At 58.2% G+C, this 21,721-nt stretch carries 23 protein-coding genes; 16 read left to right on the top strand and 7 right to left on the bottom strand.

Features of this window, described 5'->3' with window-relative positions; translation table 11 throughout:
* Nucleotides 1–95: 95 nt before the first annotated feature.
* The 3 genes from ABLV66_RS23515 to cbpM all read left to right on the top strand — a co-directional run bounded on the left by ABLV66_RS23515 (nucleotide 96) and on the right by cbpM (nucleotide 2,143).
* Nucleotides 96–779, top strand: coding sequence for a TerC family protein (locus tag ABLV66_RS23515; RefSeq protein ID WP_316423238.1), 684 nt, complete (start codon nucleotides 96–98; stop codon nucleotides 777–779).
* Nucleotides 780–920: 141 nt separating this feature from the next.
* Nucleotides 921–1,838, top strand: a complete 918-nt coding sequence (cbpA, locus tag ABLV66_RS23520; RefSeq protein WP_047046356.1) for a curved DNA-binding protein — start codon at nucleotides 921–923, stop codon at nucleotides 1,836–1,838.
* Nucleotides 1,838–2,143, top strand: a complete 306-nt coding sequence (gene cbpM / locus ABLV66_RS23525; protein WP_047046357.1) for a chaperone modulator CbpM — start codon at nucleotides 1,838–1,840, stop codon at nucleotides 2,141–2,143. The genes cbpA and cbpM overlap by 1 nt, the downstream gene beginning before the upstream one ends.
* A gap of 101 nt (nucleotides 2,144–2,244) precedes the next feature.
* On the opposite strand, the gene ABLV66_RS23530 is transcribed toward cbpM, so the two are convergent.
* From ABLV66_RS23530 to ABLV66_RS23545, 4 genes are all read right to left on the bottom strand, one after another.
* Nucleotides 2,245–2,616: a plasmid partitioning/stability family protein gene (locus ABLV66_RS23530; protein ID WP_020079845.1), complete on the bottom strand. Its 372-nt coding sequence runs from the start codon at nucleotides 2,614–2,616 to the stop codon at nucleotides 2,245–2,247.
* A gap of 9 nt (nucleotides 2,617–2,625) precedes the next feature.
* On the bottom strand, nucleotides 2,626–3,582 hold the full coding sequence (parM, locus tag ABLV66_RS23535; RefSeq protein ID WP_348877285.1) for a plasmid segregation protein ParM domain-containing protein: 957 nt from the start codon (nucleotides 3,580–3,582) through the stop codon (nucleotides 2,626–2,628).
* Nucleotides 3,583–3,856: 274 nt separating this feature from the next.
* Nucleotides 3,857–5,272: a melibiose:sodium transporter MelB gene (gene melB / locus ABLV66_RS23540; protein ID WP_047065954.1), complete on the bottom strand. Its 1,416-nt coding sequence runs from the start codon at nucleotides 5,270–5,272 to the stop codon at nucleotides 3,857–3,859.
* A gap of 92 nt (nucleotides 5,273–5,364) precedes the next feature.
* A complete protein-coding gene (locus ABLV66_RS23545) occupies nucleotides 5,365–6,717 on the bottom strand; it encodes an alpha-glucosidase/alpha-galactosidase (RefSeq protein WP_047046363.1) in 1,353 nt (450 codons plus the stop codon).
* A gap of 239 nt (nucleotides 6,718–6,956) precedes the next feature.
* On the opposite strand from ABLV66_RS23545, the gene melR reads away from it, so the two are divergent.
* The gene (gene melR / locus ABLV66_RS23550) at nucleotides 6,957–7,895 is read left to right on the top strand and encodes a transcriptional regulator MelR (RefSeq protein ID WP_032715623.1); all 939 of its coding nucleotides are present in this window, start codon (nucleotides 6,957–6,959) and stop codon (nucleotides 7,893–7,895) included.
* A gap of 50 nt (nucleotides 7,896–7,945) precedes the next feature.
* Here the strand turns inward: melR and proP are convergent, their stop codons facing one another.
* Complete coding sequence (gene proP, locus ABLV66_RS23555; protein ID WP_020079848.1) at nucleotides 7,946–9,448, bottom strand: glycine betaine/L-proline transporter ProP; 1,503 nt, start codon at nucleotides 9,446–9,448, stop codon at nucleotides 7,946–7,948.
* A 534-nt stretch (nucleotides 9,449–9,982) separates the two neighbouring features.
* Here proP and ABLV66_RS23560 point away from each other — a divergent pair.
* From ABLV66_RS23560 to phnP, 12 genes are all read left to right on the top strand, one after another.
* Nucleotides 9,983–10,318, top strand: a complete 336-nt coding sequence (locus tag ABLV66_RS23560; RefSeq protein ID WP_015368693.1) for a zinc ribbon domain-containing protein YjdM — start codon at nucleotides 9,983–9,985, stop codon at nucleotides 10,316–10,318.
* Between the two features lie 284 nt (nucleotides 10,319–10,602).
* The gene (yjdN, locus tag ABLV66_RS23565) at nucleotides 10,603–11,037 is read left to right on the top strand and encodes a VOC family metalloprotein YjdN (protein WP_348877286.1); all 435 of its coding nucleotides are present in this window, start codon (nucleotides 10,603–10,605) and stop codon (nucleotides 11,035–11,037) included.
* 156 nt (nucleotides 11,038–11,193) lie between these two features.
* On the top strand, nucleotides 11,194–11,919 hold the full coding sequence (gene phnF, locus ABLV66_RS23570) for a phosphonate metabolism transcriptional regulator PhnF (protein WP_015368695.1): 726 nt from the start codon (nucleotides 11,194–11,196) through the stop codon (nucleotides 11,917–11,919).
* Nucleotides 11,920–12,372, top strand: a complete 453-nt coding sequence (phnG, locus tag ABLV66_RS23575; RefSeq protein WP_045396504.1) for a phosphonate C-P lyase system protein PhnG — start codon at nucleotides 11,920–11,922, stop codon at nucleotides 12,370–12,372.
* Nucleotides 12,369–12,953 (top strand): phosphonate C-P lyase system protein PhnH, encoded by a 585-nt coding sequence (gene phnH, locus ABLV66_RS23580; protein WP_015368697.1) that lies wholly within the window; start codon nucleotides 12,369–12,371, stop codon nucleotides 12,951–12,953. Before phnG ends, phnH begins: the two co-directional genes overlap by 4 nt.
* On the top strand, nucleotides 12,954–14,018 hold the full coding sequence (locus ABLV66_RS23585) for a carbon-phosphorus lyase complex subunit (protein WP_348877287.1): 1,065 nt from the start codon (nucleotides 12,954–12,956) through the stop codon (nucleotides 14,016–14,018).
* Nucleotides 14,011–14,859 (top strand): alpha-D-ribose 1-methylphosphonate 5-phosphate C-P-lyase PhnJ, encoded by an 849-nt coding sequence (locus ABLV66_RS23590; protein ID WP_348877288.1) that lies wholly within the window; start codon nucleotides 14,011–14,013, stop codon nucleotides 14,857–14,859. Before ABLV66_RS23585 ends, ABLV66_RS23590 begins: the two co-directional genes overlap by 8 nt.
* Complete coding sequence (phnK, locus tag ABLV66_RS23595) at nucleotides 14,856–15,614, top strand: phosphonate C-P lyase system protein PhnK (protein WP_045396510.1); 759 nt, start codon at nucleotides 14,856–14,858, stop codon at nucleotides 15,612–15,614. Before ABLV66_RS23590 ends, phnK begins: the two co-directional genes overlap by 4 nt.
* Before the next feature lie 107 nt (nucleotides 15,615–15,721).
* Nucleotides 15,722–16,402, top strand: a complete 681-nt coding sequence (phnL, locus tag ABLV66_RS23600; RefSeq protein WP_045396513.1) for a phosphonate C-P lyase system protein PhnL — start codon at nucleotides 15,722–15,724, stop codon at nucleotides 16,400–16,402.
* Nucleotides 16,399–17,535 (top strand): alpha-D-ribose 1-methylphosphonate 5-triphosphate diphosphatase, encoded by a 1,137-nt coding sequence (gene phnM / locus ABLV66_RS23605; RefSeq protein ID WP_045396516.1) that lies wholly within the window; start codon nucleotides 16,399–16,401, stop codon nucleotides 17,533–17,535. Before phnL ends, phnM begins: the two co-directional genes overlap by 4 nt.
* Nucleotides 17,535–18,098, top strand: coding sequence for a ribose 1,5-bisphosphokinase (gene phnN / locus ABLV66_RS23610; protein ID WP_045396519.1), 564 nt, complete (start codon nucleotides 17,535–17,537; stop codon nucleotides 18,096–18,098). The genes phnM and phnN overlap by 1 nt, the downstream gene beginning before the upstream one ends.
* 15 nt (nucleotides 18,099–18,113) lie before the next feature.
* On the top strand, nucleotides 18,114–18,872 hold the full coding sequence (gene phnP / locus ABLV66_RS23615) for a phosphonate metabolism protein PhnP (protein ID WP_348877289.1): 759 nt from the start codon (nucleotides 18,114–18,116) through the stop codon (nucleotides 18,870–18,872).
* A 21-nt stretch (nucleotides 18,873–18,893) separates the two neighbouring features.
* Here phnP and yjdP read toward each other — a convergent pair whose 3' ends face one another.
* Together yjdP and ABLV66_RS23625 are read right to left on the bottom strand one after the other, a co-directional pair.
* The gene (gene yjdP, locus ABLV66_RS23620) at nucleotides 18,894–19,247 is read right to left on the bottom strand and encodes a DDRRRQL repeat protein YjdP (protein ID WP_320483097.1); all 354 of its coding nucleotides are present in this window, start codon (nucleotides 19,245–19,247) and stop codon (nucleotides 18,894–18,896) included.
* Nucleotides 19,248–19,317: 70 nt separating this feature from the next.
* Nucleotides 19,318–21,603: an ATP-binding protein gene (locus tag ABLV66_RS23625; RefSeq protein ID WP_348877290.1), complete on the bottom strand. Its 2,286-nt coding sequence runs from the start codon at nucleotides 21,601–21,603 to the stop codon at nucleotides 19,318–19,320.
* Nucleotides 21,604–21,721: the final 118 nt, after the last annotated feature.

A 21,721-nucleotide genomic window follows, 5' to 3' on the forward strand; every position in this document is an offset into this window, starting at 1 on the left:
TCTCCCTACGGCTTGAAGGGTGGTCAGGGGCGAAGAACGGGAGTACCCTGCGCCCATCTTTTTTTGATCGACATTATTTGCAATACGAGCCAGGCATGAACGAAATATTGAGTCAGTGGGACTTCGCCGTTATTTTGCTACAAATCATCGCCATCGATTTGTTATTAGGCGGCGATAACGCGGTGGTCATCGCCATGGCCTGCCGCAAGCTGCCGGCGCATCTGCGCACCAAAGCCATTGTTATCGGTACTCTCGGCGCGATTATCGCCCGGGTCGCGCTGCTGGCGGTGGCGATTTATTTGTTGTCGTTGCCGTGGCTAAAAATCGTCGGCGCGTTACTGCTACTGTGGATTGGCATTAAGCTGGTCGCCAACGAAGAAGAAGAGAGCGATATCAGCAGCTCAAGCAGCCTGTGGCGCACCGCCGTCACCATCACCGTCGCCGATGTCATCATGTCGCTGGATAACGTACTGGCCGTGGCCGCCGCCGGTAAAGGCCATCTGTTACTGGTGGCGCTGGGGGTATTAATCAGCATTCCGATTATTGTCGCCGGTAGTAAGCTGGTGTTGGCAATCCTGACTCGCTTTCCCTCGGTCGTATTACTGGGCGGCGCGCTGATTGGCTGGATTGCCGGTTCAATGATGATAACCGACCCGACCCTGGTTCAGCTGTTCCCCAATTCCCCGAATTATCTACATTTTGTTGCCGGGGCCATTGGCGCGGCGTTGGTGCTGCTGGAAGGATGGCGCCGCAACTACCGCTCCGGCACCCCGGAATAATCACTGGACGCCGTCACCCCCGACGGCGTCAAGTTTTCGCCACTTTTCTCCGCCACCCTTTCTCATTTGCCCTACTCTTAATAGAGCCGCCTGATCCAGGGATTCTGTGACCAGATTTTTGAGCATAAATGAGATAACACCATGGAATTAAAGGATTATTATACCATTCTAGGGGTTAAGCCAACGGACGATCTGAAAACCATCAAGACCGCCTATCGCCGTTTGGCGCGTAAATATCACCCCGACGTCAGCAAAGAACCCGATGCCGAAGCAAAATTCAAAGATCTCGCCGAAGCATGGGAAGTCCTCAAAGACGATCAGCGTCGCGCCGAATATGACCAACTTTGGCAGCACCGCAACGATCCGCAGTTCAACCGCCAGCAGCACGCCCACGAACAAAGCTACAGCCAGCAGGACTTCGACGATATCTTCTCCTCGATGTTCGGCCAGCAGGCGCATCACGCCCGCCGCCAGCGCGCCGAGCGCGGCCACGATGTCGAAATCGAAGTGGCGGTGTTCCTCGAAGAAACCCTCACCGAACAGACTCGTACCATCAGCTACAAGCTGCCGGTCTATAACGTCTTCGGCATGGTTGAGAGTGAAACGCCGAAAACGCTGAATGTGAAAATTCCGGCCGGGGTCAGCGATGGCCAGCGTATTCGCCTGAAAGGCCAGGGGACACCGGGCGAAAACGGCGGCCCAAATGGCGATCTGTGGCTGGTGATTCACATCGCGCCGCATCCGCTGTTCGACATCAACGGTCATAACCTGGAGATCGTACTGCCGCTGGCGCCGTGGGAAGCCGCGCTGGGGACGAAAGTCACCGTACCGACGCTAAAAGAGAGCATTCTGCTGACAATACCGGCGGGCAGCCAGGCGGGGCAACGGCTACGCATCAAGGGCAAAGGGTTGGTGAGCAAAACCCACACCGGCGATTTGTTCGCCGTCATCAAAATTGTCATGCCGCCAAAACCAGATGAAAAAGCGCGTGAGCTCTGGCAGCAGCTCGCCGAAAGCGAAGCCAGCTTCGATCCGCGTAAGACATGGGGGAAAGCCTGATGGCTAAAGTAACAGTGACGTTTACCATCACCGAGTTGTGCCTGCGCACCGGGGTGTCGGAAGAGGAGCTGACGGAGATCGTCGGCTTAGGGATGATTGAGCCACACCAGCCGCAGGCTGAAGCCTGGCTGTTTGACGACAGCGCGGTGACGATTGTGCATCGCGCGGTGCGCCTGCGTAACGAGCTGGAGCTGGACTGGCCGGGGATTGCGGTGGCGCTGACGCTGCTGGATGAAAATGCGCGCCTAACCCGCGAGAATCGCCTGCTGCAGCAGCGACTGGCCCGCTTTTTGACCCACAGCTAAGCGAAGTTCCCGGGTCGCGGCGTTCCGCCTTACCCGGGCTACAGGTCGCTCACGGAGCAAACCGTAGCCCGGCTGAGCGTAGCGAAAGCCGGGATAAGCGCTTAATCCGGCAGCGAGCCGGCGAGATTACGCGCGGAGACGCTCTCGCTCACCGGGGCTGGCGGCTCGGGCGCTTTAACAGCGGCAGCCGCTGGCGCGGATGCCGGAGCGGAAGACGCTGGCTGAATCTCAAGAAACGAGGCCAGCATTCTACGCAACGTCTCCGGCGGCGTATCTTCCGCCAGCAGCGCCGCCAGCATTGACGGCAGCCGGCTATCAACTTCACCCAACGCTAACCCCGCCAACAGCGCCGTACGCGACATATCCCCGCGATCGCCGCGATGATGGGCTTCAATTTTCGCGTCCGCAAAGCGCTCGCTGGCGCTGATATCCGGGCGCAGGTAAATCAGAACCTTTCTGCGGTCCAGAGTCATAGACGCTCCTTAACCAATAATTTTCAGACCACGCACGAGGGCGAACTGCGGCTCGTCGGCCACCACAAAGCGATCTTCGCGCAGACCCATGCGTTCGCGAATCGCATCGGCAACCAGCGGCGCGCCGCCGCCAATCACGATGGCGTGCGAATAGCCTTTAAAACTATCAATCGCCGTCAGAACGCGAGTCGTCAGGCGTTCGATGCTATTAGAGATAACCTTTTTCACCTCCGATACCGCATCCGGATCGTTGATGTTATCGGTCAAATACTCTTCGTCGTGGCGGTTGATGATTATCTGGTCAACGTTATAGCTCGAGGTATCGGTATTCGCCCGGGCCAGCGCCAGCTTAACGGCGTCGGTCACCAGCGACACGCCCAGCTTCGGGTCGCCGTAAATGCGCGAAACCGAGGTCATCTGCCCGGCCACCATCGAAATATCCAGCGTGGTGCCGCCGAGGTCGACAATCAGCACCGAATGAGATGGTTTAAGCTCATCGCACAGGCTAATACCCGCCGGAATGGATTCCGGACGCACGGTGACTTTGGTGATATTGAACACCACGCCTTTATTCAGTTTAACTTCGCGCAGCAGGCTCTTTTTCTTACGCTCAATGTTATCAAGACGATATTGCGCATCTTCATCATAAAATTCGGTCAGCGGCAGGGTGACCACAATCTCGACATCCTGCGGTTCCAGACCACTGGTCAGCAGCGCATGATGGACAGCGATGGAGTTCAATGGGCTGTATTGCCAATCAATATTGTTGGTGGGTAACGCATCGGGGGTGATCAGGTCGAAAGAGTACTTTTCATCATCCACGGTGTAGTTAAATGGCTTCCCGGCGCCGAAAGTGGCAGACCAGCCGCGCTTGAAACTATTGGGGCTGATATGGGTGAAATTTTCGCCATCTTGCTCCCACAGCATTTTGATATTGGTTGAACCATCATCGATAAAAATGCGCATCGCATTGCTCCATCACTGAGACAAATAAGAGAAAACGTAAGACCCAAAAAGAGTAGCAAGAGTTAAAAAGCAGCGCAAGAGCACGAAAAAGAGACAATTCTGAGTTTTATTTGAGAAACAATGGAGATTTCAATTAACCCATTGAGCTCAAAGAGAGAACTATGAGAGACAAATCAGAGAACTTAAGATTTTCATTTCTGTCTGTTTTAAACGCTATTTTTGCGCAAAAAGAGAGCATCCCTCCCCTCTTTCGCCAGCGGTTTTCGCACGCTTTTTACACCTGATTGGGTACCACAATCGGCCGTTCCGGCTCGACGACATTTTCCGGTACCCGACGATATTTATCCAGCAGGTGAATCTGAATACGTCGCAACATATCGCCATTCAGCTTGTAATAACGGAAATAAAGAAACAGCGTCAGGGCAAAAAAGAGCGTCGGCAGCGCAATCATAATCGCCTGCATCCCCAGCAGCGTGTGAGGCGATTGCGCCGTATTCGGCACGTAGCCAATGATACCGAGCACGATGGCGATAAACCAGGCCGCAAACGCCGAACCGGCTTTGACCACCAGCGTCTGCACCGAGTAGGCGATGCTTTCGCAGCGGATATTCATCGTATATTCGCCGTAATCAACGGTATCGGCCACCATAATGACCTGTAGCACCCAGAACAGCGCGGTGCCGATATTCAACAGCACCCCGGCAAGCGAAATCAGCACGATGTTGTAAACGCCGCTCAGCGCCATCAGCAACAGCACGCCGCAGCCCAGCACCGGCATGATAGATGCTCCCGCCCACAGAATGCGCCGCGACAGCCCTTTCACCAGCCGTGGGAACAGGATCAGCGTCAGCAAATTCGCCGCCCCCGCGTAGGACATGTAATACGGGAACATCTCCGCGCTGCCGATAACGTAGGTAAAGTAATAAATCGCGAAGCCGGCGATAATATTCGCCGCCGTGTTATAGGCCAGCGCCATGCCCAACAGGCAGGCCAGCTGATCGTTTTTATAGATGAGCGCCACCATCTGGCGCAGTGAAAGATGGCTGGAATCCTCGCTCACGCCGCTATCCGACGAGTAAACCTCATGGACGTTGCGTAAGGTAACGAGGGTGGAGACCACGAAGAAGGCAATCAGCACCAGGGTAAACATCTGGAAACCGAAGCCGCGATCGGCGCCGCCGACGGCGCTGACAAACGGCAGCGTGACGCCGGCGGTCACAAACCCGGCAAGGCTGGCGAAAAAGCGCGGGTAAGGCACCAGTTGTTCACGTTCGCGTTTATCAAGGGTAATGGTCGGCACCAGCGACCAGAACGGCACATCCATGATGGTATAGGTGAAGCCCCACAGCAGGTAGGTCAGCCACACCCACGCCAGTAGCGCTCCGCCGCTGAAGTGATGGGCGCTGAACAGCATATACAGCACCACCGAGTTGGTGATAGTCCCGATCAGGATCCACGGCTTGAACTTCCCCCATCGCGATCGCGTGCAGTTGACGATCCATCCCATGATCGGATCGGCTATCGCATCGAGGATCCTCGCCACCAGGAACAAGGTGCCAACCACCCCAACCGATAAGCCAACAATATCGGTGTAGTAATACATCAGATACATGTAAACGATACCGATAGCGAAATCTTTACCAAAGGCACCAAATCCGTAGCTGAGCTTTGTTGTCATTGAAATACTCATAGGGTACAGGTCGCTGTCGCCAGCGCCTCCTTTAGCGTTTGATAGAGCATGGCAGGCGCCGCCGGGCCAGATCCCCCGGCGGCATGAGAAAATTAACGGTGCAGCCAGGCCGGCAGCCAGTCGCCGTGGCTGGCGATCAGATCGTCCACCAGCGCGTAGATCTCTTCGATCCCCAGCACCGCGGCGGTGTGCGGATCCATCATCGTGGCGTAATAAACGTAATCGCGATTTTCCGTCAGGATGGCCTCCGTTAGCAGCGTCTGCACGTTGATGTTGGTCTGCATCAGCGCCGCCAGATGCGCCGGTAGCACGCCGATTTTCGTCGGCTGGATACCGTTAGCGTCCACCAGACAAGGGACTTCGACGCAACAGCCCTGCGGCAGATTGTCGATGAGATCATCGTTGCGTACGTTGCCATACACGACGCTCGGCTCGCCGGTCCAGATAGCGTTCATGATGGTGCTGGCATACTCGCGAGAAGGTTTAACCTCGATACGCTCGCCGCTCTTATAGCTCTCCAGCTCTTTATGCCAGTTGGCCAGCTGCTCGACGCAGCGTTTAGGGTACTCATCCAGCGGCACTTTATAACGGGCGATAAGATCGTCGCGCCCCGGCTTGATAAACCATGGCGTGTATTCGGCGAAATGTTCCGACGATTCGGTGACAAAGTAGCCCAGCTTTTTGAACATCTCATAGCGGACAATGTTTTCGCAGCGCGGATTGCCATGCAGGTTCGGCTTCGGCGCCAGTCCTTCGGCGTAGGCCTGCAGCAGGTCGGGGTAGATACTGACGTAGCTGCCGTCCGCGAGCTTTTTCTCCAGCGACAGATAGAACGCCATATGGTTAATGCCCGCGCAGCGGTAACGTAAATCCGCCGGGTCGAGGTTAAGGTCGCGCGCCAGCTCTTCCGCTGTGCCTTGCACCGAATGGCACAGACCCACCTGCTTGATATGCGGGTAGCGGGCGTACATCGCCCAGGTGTTCATCGCCATCGGATTAACGTAGTTAAGCATGGTGGCGTCCGGGCAGACCTCGCTCATATCGTCGCAGATAGCCCACAGATGCGGGATGGTGCGCAGCGCGCGCATAATGCCTCCCGGCCCCAGCGTATCGGCAATGGTCTGCTCAAGGCCATGGCGTTTACAGACTTCAAAGTCAGTCACGGTGCAGGGCTCGTAGCCGCCAATCTGGAAGGCGACGACGACAAAATCGGCGTCCCGCAAGGCGGTTTTACGATCGCGATGGCAGCTAATTTCGCCATTCGCGCCGACGGAATCCATCAGCTTTCGCACCACGGTATGCGACTCTTCCAGCCGGGTTTCATCGATATCCATCAGCGCGATATGCGCCGACTTCAGCGCCGGGCGCTGGAACACATCACCGAGAATATTTTTGACGAACACCGTCGAACCGGCGCCGATAAAGGTAATTTTGGGGGCAGACATCGCGCTCTCTCCATCAGGTCATTGAACACTTTCAGAGTGGCATGCCGCTCTCCGCTGCGCTGCCCCGTTCCCGCCGGAGCATTCCCGGAAACTCAGATCGGCCATTGAACGCCACAAAATCTGAGTTTTTGGGAATAGATCGGCTTAAAAGGAGAGAAAACGGGCCGATGATTCCGCTAAGCTGTAATCAGTTCAGGCTAAAAACGCAGCCACTCTGACGATCCAGGAATCCGCCCATGATGGAACACCGCTTCACTTCCCTGCCCCCCGACCCGCACATGTGCAGCAGCGATGAAAAGCAGAGCCGCAGCCCGCTGGCGCTCTATTCCGAGTATCAGCGCATGGATATCGAACTGCGCCCGCCGCACGCCATGGCCACCAGCCACTGGCACGGCCAGGTAGAGGTCAACGTGCCGTTCGACGGCGACGTGGAGTATTTGATTAACAATGAAGTGGTGCGCATTGAGAAAGGCTATATCACCCTGTTTTGGGCCTGTACGCCGCATCAACTGACCCGCCCGGGCGACTGCCAGCAGATGGCAATATTCAACCTGCCGATGCATCTGTTTCTGTCGTGGCCGCTGGATCGCGAACTGATAAATCACGTCACCCACGGGATGGTGATTAAATCTCTCGCCGCCCAGCAGTTAAGCGCTTTTGAAGTACGGCGTTGGCAGCAGGAGTTGAATCACGAGAATGAACAGATTCGCCAGTTGGCGATCGATGAAATCGCCCTGATGCTCAAGCGGCTGAGCCTCGCCGGCTGGCAGCCGATTCTGGTCAATAAGACCTCGCGCACCCACAAGAACAGCGTCTCGCGCCACGCGCAATTTTACGTTAGCCAGATGCTGGAATTTATCGCCGCCCATTATGACCAGGCGCTGACCGTCGATGCCGTCGCCGAGCACGTTAAACTTAACCCAAACTACGCGATGGGCGTTTTTCAGCGGGTGATGCAGCAGACCATGAAGCAGTACATTACCGCCATGCGCATCAATCACGTGCGCGCGCTGCTAAGCGATACCGATAAGACCATCCTTGATATCGCCCTCACCGCCGGGTTCCGTTCCAGCAGCCGCTTCTACAGCACCTTTACCCGCTACGTCGGCATGCCGCCGCAGCAGTACCGTAAATTGAGCCAACAGCGCCGCCACAGCCTCGCGTCGCCGCAGCCATAAAAAATGCCGCCGGGGTCTCCCCAGGCGGCATCGTGAACAGTGAAAAACGGTTAGTCGTTGATACGCGGATGCTGCTGTACCAGACGGGCGCGTTTTTCCTGCAGGTCGGCGATTTCCTGATCGATATCTTCGATTTTATGCTCGATGTTATCGTAGTGCTCGCCCAGAATTTCTTTCGCTTCCTGGATATCGGACGCCGCCGGTGTCGCCCCTTTCAGCGGACGGTTAGCGGTCTCTTTCATCGACAGGCCGGTAATCAGGCCAATCACCGCAATCACCATCAGATAGTAAGCCGGCATCATCAGGTTCTGGGTGGTTTCCACCAGCCATGCCGCCAGCGTCGGCGTCAGACCGGCGATCAGCACCGAGATGTTAAAGGCGCTGGCCAGGGCGCTGAAGCGGATGTGGGTCGGGAACATCGCCGGCAGCGATGAGGCCATCACGCCGATAAAGCAGTTCAGCACCACCGCCAGCAGCAGCAGACCGGCGAAGATCAGGCCAATCACGTTGCTGTTAATCATGATAAAGGCCGGGATAGACAGCGTGAACAGCGCGACGCTACCCACCAGGATAAACGGACGGCGGCCAAAACGGTCGCTCAGCATGCCGATAACCGGCTGGACAAACAGCATGCCGACCATGATGGCGATAATAATCAGTACGCCGTGATCTTCCGAGTAGTGCAGGTTATGCGACAGGTAGCTCGGCATGTAGGTCAACAGCATGTAATAGGTCACGTTGGTGGAAATCACCAGACCAATACAGGTCAGCAGGCTGCGCCAGTGCTTGGTGGCAATCTCTTTAAAGGAGACCTTCGGACCTTCCTGCAGACCTTCGCGGTCGCCCTGTTCAAGGGTATCCACGTGCTGCTGGAACGCCGGCGTCTCTTCCAGCGCGTGACGCAGGTACAAGCCGATAATCCCTAGCGGCAGCGCCAGGAAGAACGGGATACGCCAGCCCCAGTCGAGGAAGTTCTCTTCACCCACCACGCTGGAAATCAGTACCACCACGCCTGCGCCCATCACGAAGCCGGCAATCGAACCGAAGTCCAGCCAGCTGCCCATAAACCCGCGTTTACGGTCAGGCGAGTATTCGGCTACGAAGATCGACGCCCCGGTATATTCGCCGCCCACCGAGAAGCCCTGCGCCATTTTACACAGCAGCAGCAGAATCGGCGCCCAGATACCAATGGTGGCATACGACGGAATAAGACCGATACAGAATGTACTTATCGACATAATAACGATGGTGATCGCTAAGATTTTTTGTCGACCGTATTTATCGCCGAGCATCCCGAAGAACAGGCCGCCGAGCGGACGAATCAAGAAGGGAACCGAGAAAGTACCGAGCGCGGCAATCATCTGCACGCTGGGATCGGCATCGGGGAAGAAGACTTTACCAAGGGCATAAGCCACAAAACCATACACACCGAAATCGAACCACTCCATCGCATTACCGAGCGAGGCCGCGGTGATGGCTTTTCGCAACTTACCATCATCGATGATGGTGACATCCCTAAGCGTAATCGGCTTTATTTTTTTCCTTTTAAGCATACTTTTCCTCTGTGCTATCGCCTTGAGCGCACGACTCCTCGCCAAATGACGAGGTCATTCGCGACGTACGTTGGGAGCGGCGAAGTGCTGTGCTCCACATTTCAAGCGTAGCAGGTTTGCCTGCACTGTCTTTCTGACAGAGTGTACAACCGAACCTGTTGACGCCTGCTCTGGCCTTAAATTAATAATTCACTTACCAAATAAGCAGTGACGAATTTACTTACATCCCTTTTTACCCTACCAGCGTTTAAATTTGGGATCAACTTCACGAAAAATTCGCCCAGCTTAATTACAGAGCCAAATAAAATGAATAAGTTCAATCTCTGTTTCGCCGCCGATGTTTATTTATGGACTTTATTAACGTCTGTTTTTCAGCATATTCTCCGTAAAGCCAAAATAATTACCCTGCGTTATTTCCTGGAAAAAATACCCGACAAAAGTGCGGGATTGCGCTATAATCAGCCGCACTTTCGGCTCACAGCCGCTGTTTAACGGACCAACGTCCTGTTTTTCCCAGTAATCACGAGGAACGCCATGCAACTTCCACACTGCCCAAAATGCCATTCTGAATACACATATGAAGATAACGGCATGTACATCTGCCCGGAATGCGCCCACGAGTGGAACAATGCCGAGCCGGCCGATGACGCCGACGCGCTGATCGTAAAAGACGCTAACGGCAACTTACTTGCCGATGGCGACAGCGTGACCGTGGTGAAAGATCTGAAGGTAAAAGGCAGCTCTTCCATGCTGAAAATCGGCACCAAAGTGAAGAATATCCGTCTGGTCGAAGGCGATCACAACATCGACTGCAAAATTGACGGTTTTGGCCCGATGAAGCTGAAATCTGAATTCGTCAAAAAGAACTAATTAAATTTTTTCACGCCAGCGCTATTATTTTTCCGGCGCTGGCGGCAACCTTGCCGGCGCGTCCGAATATCAGCGGCGGAACGTCGCCAAATTATATCGCTCATTTCGCCAAAATTATTCCCGGAACCTTCCAGCCAAACCGCGCGATCAATTCTCATTTCGTCTCTGCCTTCCCGCCACGCGGCGACGCATTTTCAGAAAAATTCACCCCGCTTTGCCGCCTGGCTTCTTTTGCCCGTCACCAACTACGCTTTATGGGTCATTGGTTATCTGAGGTCATGGTTATGTCCCTGAGTCCTTACATTGCTTTTAGCGGCAACTGCGCTGCCGCCATCGCCTTCTATCAGCAGGCGCTGGGGGCGCAGCTTATCCACCAAATCACCTACGGCGAAATGCCGCAGAGCGCCCAGGATGCCGACGATGGCTGCGCCTCCGGGCAGCATCTTGCCGCCGACTGCATCGCCCACGCCAGTCTGCAGGTCGCCGACAGTATTCTGATGCTGAGCGATAGCCCCAGTAGCGACATGGAACATTACGCGGGATTCGTCCTCGTGCTGGAGCCGAAAGATATTGCTGAAGGCAAACACTGGTTTGAAGCGCTGGCCGATGGCGGGCGCATCGAAATGGCGTGGCAGGAGACCTTCTGGGCCTACGGTTTCGGCAAAGTCGTCGATCGCTTCGGCGTGCCGTGGATGGTTAACGTCGTCAAACAACCCTAATCTTCTCTCCAGGGCGGCTTCTCCGCCCTGTCATCTCACCGGCATTAACTCTTCATCCTGCGGTCATCGTGACTTAACAGGAATGTAACAAAAACGCGTCAGTATCGGCCCACGCTCAACGGGGATCCCCAAGGTGCTTAGTGAGGCTCGATAACCATGTACTTATCCAGACATCCGACCAGTTACCCCACCCGGTATCAGGAAATTGCCGCCAGGCTTGAACAGGAGCTGCGCCATCACTATCGCTGCGGCGATTATTTGCCTGCGGAACAGCAGCTGGCGGCGCGCTTTGAAGTCAACCGCCACACCCTACGTCGCGCCATCGATCAACTGGTGGAACGCGGCTGGGTCCAGCGCCGTCAGGGTGTCGGCGTGCTGGTATTGATGCGCCCCATCGACTACCCGCTCAACGCTCAGGCGCGTTTCAGCCAGAACCTGCTGGAACAAGGCAGCCACCCGACCAGCGAGAAACTGCTGTCGGTGCTGCGCCCGGCCAGCAGCCATGTCGCCGAAGCCTTTGGCATTGCCGAAGGCGAAACCGTCATTCATCTGCGCACCCTGCGCCGGGTCAACGGCGTGGCGCTGTGTTTGATTGACCACTATTTCGCCGACCTGCGCTTCTGGCCGGTGCTGCAAACCTTCACCCACGGTTCGCTACACGACCTGCTGCGCGACCAGCTCGCCATCGAACTGACCCGCGTACGCACCAAAATCAGCGCTCGCCGCGCGCAGGCGAAAGAGAGCAAGCTGCTGGAAATCCCCAATATGGCGCCACTGCTGTGCGTACGCACGCTCAATAGCCGCGAGGGCGAGACAGTCACGACGGAGTACTCCGTTAGCCTGACCCGCGCCGACATGATTGAATTCACCATGGAGCACTGAATGCACTTCGATACCGCCACCCGCCAGCGTTGGATGTCCGTGCTGGCCCACAGTGAACCGCAGGACCTTCTGGCGCGCATGCAATCGCTGCGGCTGGCGCCGGAGTATGAATTAATTCGCGCCCCGGAAACCGGGCTGGTACAGCTCCAGGCGCGTATGGGCGGCATCGGCGATCGTTTCTTTGCCGGTGACGCCACCCTGACCCGCGCCGCCGTGCGCCTGGCCGATGGCACCCTCGGCTACAGCTGGATTTTAGGCCGCAATCGCCCACACGCCGAGCGCTGCGCGGCGATCGACGGCCTGCTGCAATCGCCTCACTATTTTCACACCTTAATGGAAACCCTCATTACCCCGCTGGAAGCACAACGCAGCGCGCGCCTCGATGCTCGTCGCGCCGAAGTCAACGCCAGCCGGGTCGACTTCTTTACTCTGGTTCGCGGAGATAACGCATGACATTACAAACCGCCTTTACCCTACCGGTGCAGGATGCCCAACACAGTTTCCGCCGCCTGCTGAAAGCAATGAGCGAGCCGGGAGTGATTGTCTCTCTGCAGCAGCTTCAGCACGGCTGGCAGCCATTGAATATCGCCTCCACCAGCTTGCTGCTGACCCTGGCCGATCACGACACCCCGGTATGGATGGCCGCCGCGCTGCATAACGATCTGGTCAGCCAAAATCTGCGCTTCCATACCGGCGCGACGCTGGTGGAACAGCCGCAGCAGGCGGTATTTGCCGTCGCCTGCGACACCATCAGCGCCGAACAGCTTAATGTCCTTTCCGCCGGTACCGTGGCGGCGCCGGAAACCGGCGTCACGCTGATTGTTCAACTAGCCAGCCTGAGCGGCGGACGCATGCTGCGCCTGACCGGCGCGGGCATTGCCGAGGAGCGAATGATCGCCCCACAGCTGCCGGACTGCATCATCGACGAATTAACCGAACGCCCACACCCGTTCCCGCTGGGCATTGACCTGATCCTGACCTGCGGCGAGCGCCTGCTGGCTATCCCGCGTACCACCCACGTGGAGGTGTGCTAAATGTATGTTGCCGTCAAAGGCGGCGAGAAGGCGATTAGCGCCGCTCACGCCTTGCAAGAGCAGAAACGACGGGGCGATGGACGGCTTCCCGAACTGAGCGTTGACCAGATAAGCGAACAGCTCAGCCTGGCGGTGGACCGGGTGATGACCGAAGGCGGTATTGCCGACCGCGAACTGGCGGCGCTGGCGCTGAAGCAGGCCAGCGGCGATAACGTCGAAGCCATTTTCCTGCTGCGCGCCTACCGCACCACCCTGCCGCAGCTGGCGGTCAGCGAACCGGTTGATACCGCTGGAATGCGCCTCGAGCGCCGCATCTCCGCGGTGTACAAAGATATCCCCGGCGGCCAGCTGCTGGGCCCCACTTACGACTATACCCACCGCCTGCTCGATTTTGCCCTGCTGGCCAACGGCGAACCGCCGTCGGTGCAGAAAGCCGGTAGCGAAACGCCGCCGACGCCGCACGTCTTCAACCTGCTGGCGCAACAGGGGCTGGCCAAAGCGGAAGCGGACTGCGGCGCGCCGCCTGACGATATCACCCGCACCCCGCCGGTCTATCCCTGCTCGCGCTCCTCGCGGCTGCAGCAGCTGGTACGCGGCGATGAAGGCTATCTGCTGGCGCTGGCCTACTCGACCCAGCGCGGCTATGGCCGCAATCACCCGTTTGCCGGCGAGATCCGCAGCGGCTACGTGCAGGTGGAAATCGTGCCGGAAGAGTTGGGTTTTAGCGTCAATATTGGCGAGCTGCTGCTGACCGAATGCGAAATGGTCAACGGCTTTGTCGATCCAGAGGATGAGCCGCCGCACTTCACCCGCGGCTACGGCCTGACGTTTGGCATGAGCGAGCGTAAAGCGATGGCCATGGCGCTGGTCGACCGTGCCCTTCAGGCGCCGGAATACGGCGAAGAGATAAGCGGACCGGCCCAGGACGAAGAGTTCGTGCTGGCGCACGCCGATAACGTTGAAGCCGCCGGTTTCGTCTCGCATCTGAAACTGCCGCACTATGTCGATTTCCAGGCCGAACTGGCGCTGTTGAAACGCCTGCAACGGGAGAACGAACGTGGCTAACCCACTGACTGGCTATAACTTTGCTTATCTTGATGAGCAAACCAAGCGCATGATCCGCCGGGCGATACTGAAAGCGGTGGCCATTCCCGGCTATCAGGTGCCCTTCGGCGGCCGCGAAATGCCGATGCCCTATGGTTGGGGTACCGGCGGGATCCAACTGACCGCCAGCGTTATCGGCGAGAACGACGTACTGAAGGTCATCGATCAGGGCGCCGATGACACCACCAACGCGGTGTCGATCCGCCAGTTCTTTAAACGCGTAACCGGTGTCGCCACCACCGAACGCACCGAAGACGCCACCCTGATCCAGACCCGCCATCGGATCCCGGAAACGCCGCTGGTGGAAGATCAGATCCTGATCTATCAGGTGCCGATCCCGGAGCCGCTGCGCTTTATCGAACCGCGTGAAACCGAAACCCGCACCATGCACGCGCTGGAAGAGTACGGCGTAATGCAGGTGAAGCTGTATGAGGATATCGCCCGCTTCGGCCACATCGCCACCACCTACGCCTATCCGGTGAAGGTGAACGGCCGCTACGTGATGGACCCTTCGCCGATCCCGAAATTCGATAACCCCAAAATGCACATGATGCCGGCGCTGCAGCTGTTCGGCGCCGGGCGCGAAAAGCGTATCTACGCGGTGCCGCCCTATACCGCAGTCGAAAGCCTCGATTTCGACGATCACCCGTTTAGCGTGCAGGAGTGGGATGAACCCTGCGCCATTTGCGGTTCGCGTCACAGCTATCTTGACGAAGTGGTGCTGGATGATAGCGGCCAGCGGATGTTTGTCTGCTCCGATACCGATTATTGCCGCCAACGGAGCGAGGCGCAGAAAAAATGAGCCAGCCGTTACTTGCAGTCAATCACCTGACCCATCTCTATGCGCCGGGCAAAGGTTTTAGCGATGTCTCTTTCGAGCTGTGGCCGGGCGAAGTGCTCGGTATCGTCGGTGAATCCGGCTCCGGTAAAACCACGCTGCTGAAAGCGATTTCCGCTCGTCTGGCGCCGCAACAGGGTGAAGTGCGGTATCAACAGCGCTCGCTGTACGCCATGAGCGAAGCCGAACGCCGCCGCCTGCTACGCACCGAATGGGGCGTTGTGCATCAGCACCCGATGGACGGCCTGCGTCGCCAGGTCTCGGCGGGCGGCAACATCGGCGAACGGCTGATGGCGACCGGCGCCCGCCACTACGGCGACATTCGCGCCACCGCCGAACGCTGGCTGCAGGAGGTGGAGATCCCGCCTTCCCGCATCGACGACCTGCCGACCACCTTTTCCGGCGGTATGCAGCAGCGCTTGCAAATCGCCCGCAATCTCGTGACGCAGCCGAAACTGGTGTTTATGGATGAACCCACCGGCGGGCTGGACGTCTCGGTACAGGCGCGCCTGCTCGATCTCCTGCGCGGGCTGGTGGTGGAGCTGGGTCTGGCGGTGGTGATCGTCACCCACGATCTCGGCGTCGCTCGCCTGCTGGCGAACCGTCTGCTGGTGATGAAACAAGGACAGGTGGTGGAAAGTGGCTTAACCGACCGGGTGCTCGACGATCCGCACCATCCTTACACCCAGCTGCTGGTGTCGTCGGTGTTGCAGAATTGATGCTGTTTTGCCGGATGGCGGCTGCACCTTATCCGGCCTACAGGTGCGTTATTCGTAGGCCGGGTAAGCGAAGCGCCACCCGGCACTCCAACCCCGAGAGGGCTAAAATGATCCGCGTTGAAAACATCCATAAAACCTTTGTTCTGCACCAACAGCACGGCGTACGTCTGCCGGTGCTCGCCGACGCTTCGCTCTCCGTTAACGCCGGGGAGTGCGTGGTGCTGCACGGCCATTCCGGCAGCGGCAAATCGACGCTGCTGCGTTCGCTGTACGCTAACTATCTGCCGGACAGCGGTCATATTCATATCCGCCACGGCGACGAATGGGTGGATCTGGTGACCGCCACGCCGCGCAAGGTGCTGGAAGTGCGTAAAACCACCATCGGTTGGGTCAGCCAGTTTCTGCGGGTGATCCCGCGGATATCCGCGCTGGAAGTCGTCATGCAGCCGCTGCTTGAGCTCGGGACGCCGCGCGAAGAGAGCGCCGCTAAAGCCGCCCGTCTGCTGAGCCATCTCAACGTGCCGGAGCGTTTGTGGCATCTGGCGCCATCCACCTTTTCCGGCGGCGAACAGCAGCGGGTCAACATCGCCCGCGGTTTTGCGGTCGACTATCCGATTTTACTCCTTGATGAACCCACCGCCTCGCTGGATGCCAACAACAGCGCCGCGGTGGTGGCGCTGATCCAGCAGGCTAAAGCCCGCGGCGCGGCCATCGTCGGTATTTTCCATGATGAAACGGTACGCGGTCAGGTCGCCGACCGCCTGCACCCAATGGGTATCACAGTATGATAATCAATAACGTAAAGCTGGTACTGGAAGACGAAACCATCGACGGTTCGCTGGAAGTGCAGGAGGGGCGGATTTACGCCTTTGCCGAAAGCCAGAGCCGGCTGCCCGGCGCCCTCGATGGCGAAGGCGGCTGGCTGCTGCCGGGGCTTATCGAACTCCATACCGATAACCTGGATAAATTCTTCACCCCGCGGCCAAAGGTTGACTGGCCTGCACACTCGGCGATGAGCAGCCACGATGCTTTAATGGTCGCCAGCGGCATCACCACCGTACTCGACGCCGTGGCGATTGGCGACGTGCGCGACGGCGGCGACCGCCTTGAGAATCTGGAAAAGATGATCAACGCGGTGGAAGAGACGCAAAAACGCGGGCTTAACCGCGCCGAGCACCGCCTGCATCTGCGCTGTGAACTGCCGCACCACACCACTCTGCCGCTGTTTGAAAAGCTGGTCGACCGCGAGCCGGTCACTCTGGTGTCGCTGATGGACCATTCGCCGGGTCAACGCCAGTTCGCCAACCGCGAAAAATATCGCGAATATTATCAGGGCAAATATCAGCTCAGCGGCGAGCAGATGGAACGCTTCGAAGAGGAGCAAATGGCGCTGGCGGCGGCCTGGTCGCAGCCTAATCGCCAGGCTATCGCCGCGATGTGCCGGGAACGCCAAATCGCTCTCGCCAGCCACGACGACGCCACTCATGAACATGTCGCCGAATCCCACCAGCTTGGCAGCGTGATCGCCGAATTTCCTACCACGTTGGCCGCCGCGCAGGCTTCGCGCCAGCATGGAATGAATGTGTTGATGGGGGCGCCGAATATCGTGCGCGGCGGCTCGCATTCCGGCAATGTCGCCGCGCATCAACTAGCCGCCAGCGGCCTGTTAGATATTCTCTCTTCCGACTACTACCCCGCCAGCCTGCTTGATGCCGCTTTCCGTATCGCCGATAGCGACGACAACGCTTTCACGCTGGCGCAGGCTATCCGTCTGGTCAGCAAACATCCGGCGCAGGCGCTGGGTCTGCATGACCGCGGCGTCATCGCCGAAGGCAAACGCGCCGATCTGGTACTGGCGCACCGCCGCGGCGAGCACGTCCATATCGATCACGTCTGGCGTCAGGGAAAGAGGGTCTTTTAATGCCTGGAAAACTGATTTGGCTGGTCGGCCCTTCCGGGTCGGGAAAAGATAGTCTGCTGGCCGCGCTGCGCCAGCGTGAGCATCCGCAACTGCTGGTCGCGCATCGCTACATCACCCGCCCGCACCAGGCGGGCTGCGAGAACCATATTGCGCTGAGCGAGCATGAGTTTTTCACCCGCGCCGAGCGTAATCTTTTCGCCCTCAGCTGGCATGCCAACAATAATTACTATGGCGTCGGCGTGGAGATCGACCTCTGGCTGCATGCCGGTTTTGATGTCGTCGCCAACGGCTCGCGCGCGCATCTGGCGCAGGCGCGAGAACGTTACGATGACGTACTGGTACCGATTTGTCTCGAAGTCTCACCACAGGTGTTGCGCCAGCGGCTTGAACAGCGCGGCCGGGAAAATGCCGTGGAAATCGACCAGCGACTGCAACGCGCCGCGCGCTATAAACCGGCCGATTGCCTGACGTTGAATAACGACGGCAGCCTCGGGCAATCGGTAGAGCGTTTCTTCCAGCTGTTGCGCCAGCACGCCGGGCGTGAAGAGAATCAGCATGCCTGAGGATAAGGTAATACGATGAGCCTGACGATCCGCCTGACCGGCACCGGCGGCGCCCAGCAGGTGCCGGTCTTCGGCTGCGACTGCGCCGCCTGCCAGCGCGCCCGCGCCGATGCGCGCTATCGCCGCCGCCCCTGCAGCGCGGTGGTGTGCTTTAACCATGCGGTCACGCTGCTCGATGCCGGGCTGGCGGATCTGGCGGAACGCCAGCCCGCGGGCAGCTTCCAGCAGATTTTATTGACGCATTACCATATGGACCACGTACAGGGGCTGTTCCCCCTGCGCTGGGGCGTGGGCGATCCGATTGCGGTATACGGCCCGCCGGATGACATCGGCTGCGACGATCTGTTTAAGCATCCCGGCATCCTCGATTTTAGCCACACCGTTACCCCCTTCACGGTATTTGAACTACAGGGGCTACAGGTCACGCCGCTGCCGTTAATCCACTCAAAGCTGACCTACGGCTATCTGCTGGAGTCGGCGCACAGCCGGGTGGCCTGGCTTGCGGATACCGCCGGACTGCCGGAGAAGACGCTGAAGTTTTTACTTAATAATCAGCCGCAGGTGATTGTCATCGATTGCAGCTACGAGCCCAAAGCACAGGCGCCGCGCAACCACAGCGACCTGAATACCGTGCGCGCGCTGAACCAGGTACTTGGCTGCCCGCGGGTGATCCTCACTCATATCAGCCATCAGTTCGACCAGTGGATGATGGATAACTCGCTGCCGAAAGGTTTCGAGGCGGGATACGACGGCATGGAGATCGTGCTCGATTAGCCGGCAGCGTGACCGGGAAAATCAATAATCGTTGTCGAGGCGGCGCTGATCGCTTTCCAGCTGGCGGCGATCGCTATCGAGCTGGCGCTGGCGCTCATCCAGCTGGCGACGGCGGTCGTCAAGCTGCCGCTGGCGATCGTTATATTGCTGCTGATTATCCCTACGCTGCTGGCGGCTGCCCTGATAGCTGCCGTCATCGTAGCGTCCGTCGTCATAGCGCCCGTCATCGTCGTCGGAACGGCTGTTGCCCGGATTGTAGGCATCGTTGATGGCTTGCTGAATATTGCCAATAGCGTCATCAATAATATCGGCGTGGGCCAATTGGCTGCTCAGCGCCAGCGTGCAAAAAAACAGAGCGGTTGCGTAACGTTTCATCGGGGCCGGTCTCATCAGGGTACTGGCGATACCTTAATCAACCCTATTTGCCGCGTGTAGCGGATGAATCTCAAATCCGCGCCATCGCCGCACGCAACGCCTGCGCCAGCTGCGTACGGGTAAAAGGCTTGCGCAGCCGTTCCACCTCCGGCAACGCCGGGTTATGCGCCGGGCGCAAATCCTGGCCGCTAATCAATAGCAGCGCCACCGCCGGGAAACGGCGTTGCACTTCGTGAATAACCTCGGCGCCGCTCAGCCCGCCGGGGAGCATTAAATCGCTAATCAACAACGCGATATCCCCGGAGGCCGCCAGCATCTGCAGCGCCTGCTCGCCGCTTTGCGCCTCCAGCGTTAGCCAACCCAGCTGATGCAGCTGCTCGCATAACGTCTGGCGCACATCGGCTTCATCCTCCAGCACCAGCGCTAGCCGCTCGCCGGTCGCCATCGGTTCGCTATCCAACGGCGGTCGCTCCTCCTCCACCGCTGACGTGGCTCGCGGTAGCTGTAAACGTACGGTGGTGCCCTGCCCCGGCGCGCTTTCAATCGCTACGCGCCCGCCCGACTGGCGCACAAAACCGTACACCATCGACAGCCCAAGCCCGCTGCCGCTGCCGGTCTGTTTGGTAGTAAAAAAGGGCTCGAAGACCTGCGCTTTAATTTCCTGCGACATGCCGCTGCCGTGGTCAATCACCTCCAGCGCCACCATATCCTGACGTCGTCCATCGCTACGGGTGACCCGCTGGTTCCAGGTGCGTAGCGCGATAATGCCTGACCGCCCCTCCATGGCGTCGCGGGCGTTCATCACCAGGTTGATGATGGCGTTTTCCAGTTGTCCGACATCGATCCATGCCGGCCAGGCAGGCGACTGCGCTTCAATTTCGAGACGCAAAGAGGCAGGCAGCGAATGGCGCATCAGCTCGCAGACGTTCTCCAGCAATGGCTGTAGCGCCACCGCCTGCGGGTTCAGCGCCTGTTTACGCGAAAAGGCCAGCAGCCGCTGAGTGAGTAAGGCGCCGCGTTCGGCAGCCTTCAGCGCCCGCGATATCCGCGGCGCATCGCGCTCATCCGGCTGTACCAGTTCGAGGCTGCCGATAATAACCGCCAGCAGGTTGTTAAAATCGTGCGCCAGGCCGCCGGTAAGCTGGCCGACGGCTTTCATTTTTTGGCTATGCAGCAGCGCCTCCTCCAGCCCCTGTCGCTCAAGGCGGTCAATCTCCATCTGGGTGGTTTTCTCCCGCAGCAGGCGGGTAGTGTGTTCAAGGGAAGCGGTATTGCGGGCGAAAACGTTAAAGGCGCGCGCCAGTTCGCCAAGCTCATCGCGCCGCTGCAGAGCCGGCACCGTCACATTCTGCTCGCCGTGCGCCAGCCGCGACATCGCGCCGGATATCGCGTTCAGATTAAGGCCGAGATTACGATAGATATACCAGCCCGCGCAGCCGGTAATCGCCAGCGCCAGCAGCGCCGCCAGCAGGATAAACGCGCTGATGGAGCGCAACTGCTGGTGGCTTTGCGCCGCTCGCGCCTCAGATGCCTGGGCAACTCTGGCAACATACTGATTAATATCATCATTAAGCAGCGCAACCAGCGCTTTAATATGAAACATATACCAGCCGATCGCCAGATCGCTCTCTTCAAGCTGCGCCGATAGCGGCGCCAGCCGCGCCAGCTCGGCGTTGAAATCCGGCAGGATAAACGCCCGCTCAGAATCGCTATCATTACGCGGTAAAAAGCGTCTGATGTCATCGAGCTGCAGAACGATCGAGCGCGGCGTGGCGGTGTGTATCGCGGCGACGATCAGCCGGTCCATTTCGTTTAAACGCTGAGGATCGATCGCCGGTTTACCCTCGCGATCGTTGAGATCCTGCAAATGGCGCAAATAGCTCTGGTTTTGATACAGCGCGCTCAGCAGTTCATTGCGCTGCAGGTGGCGGCGCTGCCCGCGCTCCAGCATGCCGGCGACGCTCTGCTGCAGCTCGTTGCTGCGGCGAATAATGCTCGCCACCAGCGTCTGTTCCTGCCGCGCCAGCGGCGCCGAAGCCAGTTGGCTCAGCGAATGCTTCAGTGCCTGTTGGGTTTCCAGCAGACGTTCCGCTTCGCTTTTATACTCCAGCGCGCCTACTACCTGCGACAGTCGCACCGCCGCGGTAGCGACGTTCGCGGTATCGCGCGCCAGATTCATACTGCCGCTCATGTCGCTGAGCGTTTGCTGCTGTACCTGCTCCTGCAACTGGCTGGCATGGCGAAAACCAAATATCGCCACCCCGGCGACCATTAACGTCACCGCCACCATCAACAAGTTAAATGACAGCAGGCGACCGCGGGCGCTAACGAAAAAATGCGGGTGATGGGAAGACATAGCGGCTCCGGTCTGGCGTTTTCTCCCATCATTCCCGGACTGTCGCCGAAGGTGAAGAAAATTTCACTGCGTAATTGTGATCTGCATTAACTATTCAAAAATATGACAATTATGAATG

It is taken from the genome of Klebsiella sp. CN_Kp073 (assembly GCF_040065495.2).
GTDB classification, from domain to species: Bacteria; Pseudomonadota; Gammaproteobacteria; order Enterobacterales; family Enterobacteriaceae; genus Klebsiella; species Klebsiella aerogenes.

Coding starts and splice junctions, on each gene's coding strand:
- proP (WP_020079848.1), bottom strand. CDS start 9,448: ATGCTTAAAAGGAAAAAAATAAAGCCGATTACGCTTAGGGATGTCACC.
- phnM (WP_045396516.1), top strand. CDS start 16,399: ATGATAATCAATAACGTAAAGCTGGTACTGGAAGACGAAACCATCGAC.
- phnG (WP_045396504.1), top strand. CDS start 11,920: ATGCACTTCGATACCGCCACCCGCCAGCGTTGGATGTCCGTGCTGGCC.
- phnL (WP_045396513.1), top strand. CDS start 15,722: ATGATCCGCGTTGAAAACATCCATAAAACCTTTGTTCTGCACCAACAG.
- phnF (WP_015368695.1), top strand. CDS start 11,194: ATGTACTTATCCAGACATCCGACCAGTTACCCCACCCGGTATCAGGAA.
- phnN (WP_045396519.1), top strand. CDS start 17,535: ATGCCTGGAAAACTGATTTGGCTGGTCGGCCCTTCCGGGTCGGGAAAA.
- ABLV66_RS23530 (WP_020079845.1), bottom strand. CDS start 2,616: ATGACTCTGGACCGCAGAAAGGTTCTGATTTACCTGCGCCCGGATATC.
- ABLV66_RS23585 (WP_348877287.1), top strand. CDS start 12,954: ATGTATGTTGCCGTCAAAGGCGGCGAGAAGGCGATTAGCGCCGCTCAC.
- ABLV66_RS23560 (WP_015368693.1), top strand. CDS start 9,983: ATGCAACTTCCACACTGCCCAAAATGCCATTCTGAATACACATATGAA.
- melB (WP_047065954.1), bottom strand. CDS start 5,272: ATGAGTATTTCAATGACAACAAAGCTCAGCTACGGATTTGGTGCCTTT.
- melR (WP_032715623.1), top strand. CDS start 6,957: ATGGAACACCGCTTCACTTCCCTGCCCCCCGACCCGCACATGTGCAGC.
- yjdN (WP_348877286.1), top strand. CDS start 10,603: ATGTCCCTGAGTCCTTACATTGCTTTTAGCGGCAACTGCGCTGCCGCC.
- ABLV66_RS23625 (WP_348877290.1), bottom strand. CDS start 21,603: ATGTCTTCCCATCACCCGCATTTTTTCGTTAGCGCCCGCGGTCGCCTG.
- phnK (WP_045396510.1), top strand. CDS start 14,856: ATGAGCCAGCCGTTACTTGCAGTCAATCACCTGACCCATCTCTATGCG.
- phnH (WP_015368697.1), top strand. CDS start 12,369: ATGACATTACAAACCGCCTTTACCCTACCGGTGCAGGATGCCCAACAC.
- cbpA (WP_047046356.1), top strand. CDS start 921: ATGGAATTAAAGGATTATTATACCATTCTAGGGGTTAAGCCAACGGAC.
- yjdP (WP_320483097.1), bottom strand. CDS start 19,247: ATGAAACGTTACGCAACCGCTCTGTTTTTTTGCACGCTGGCGCTGAGC.
- ABLV66_RS23515 (WP_316423238.1), top strand. CDS start 96: ATGAACGAAATATTGAGTCAGTGGGACTTCGCCGTTATTTTGCTACAA.
- phnP (WP_348877289.1), top strand. CDS start 18,114: ATGAGCCTGACGATCCGCCTGACCGGCACCGGCGGCGCCCAGCAGGTG.
- cbpM (WP_047046357.1), top strand. CDS start 1,838: ATGGCTAAAGTAACAGTGACGTTTACCATCACCGAGTTGTGCCTGCGC.
- ABLV66_RS23545 (WP_047046363.1), bottom strand. CDS start 6,717: ATGTCTGCCCCCAAAATTACCTTTATCGGCGCCGGTTCGACGGTGTTC.
- parM (WP_348877285.1), bottom strand. CDS start 3,582: ATGCGCATTTTTATCGATGATGGTTCAACCAATATCAAAATGCTGTGG.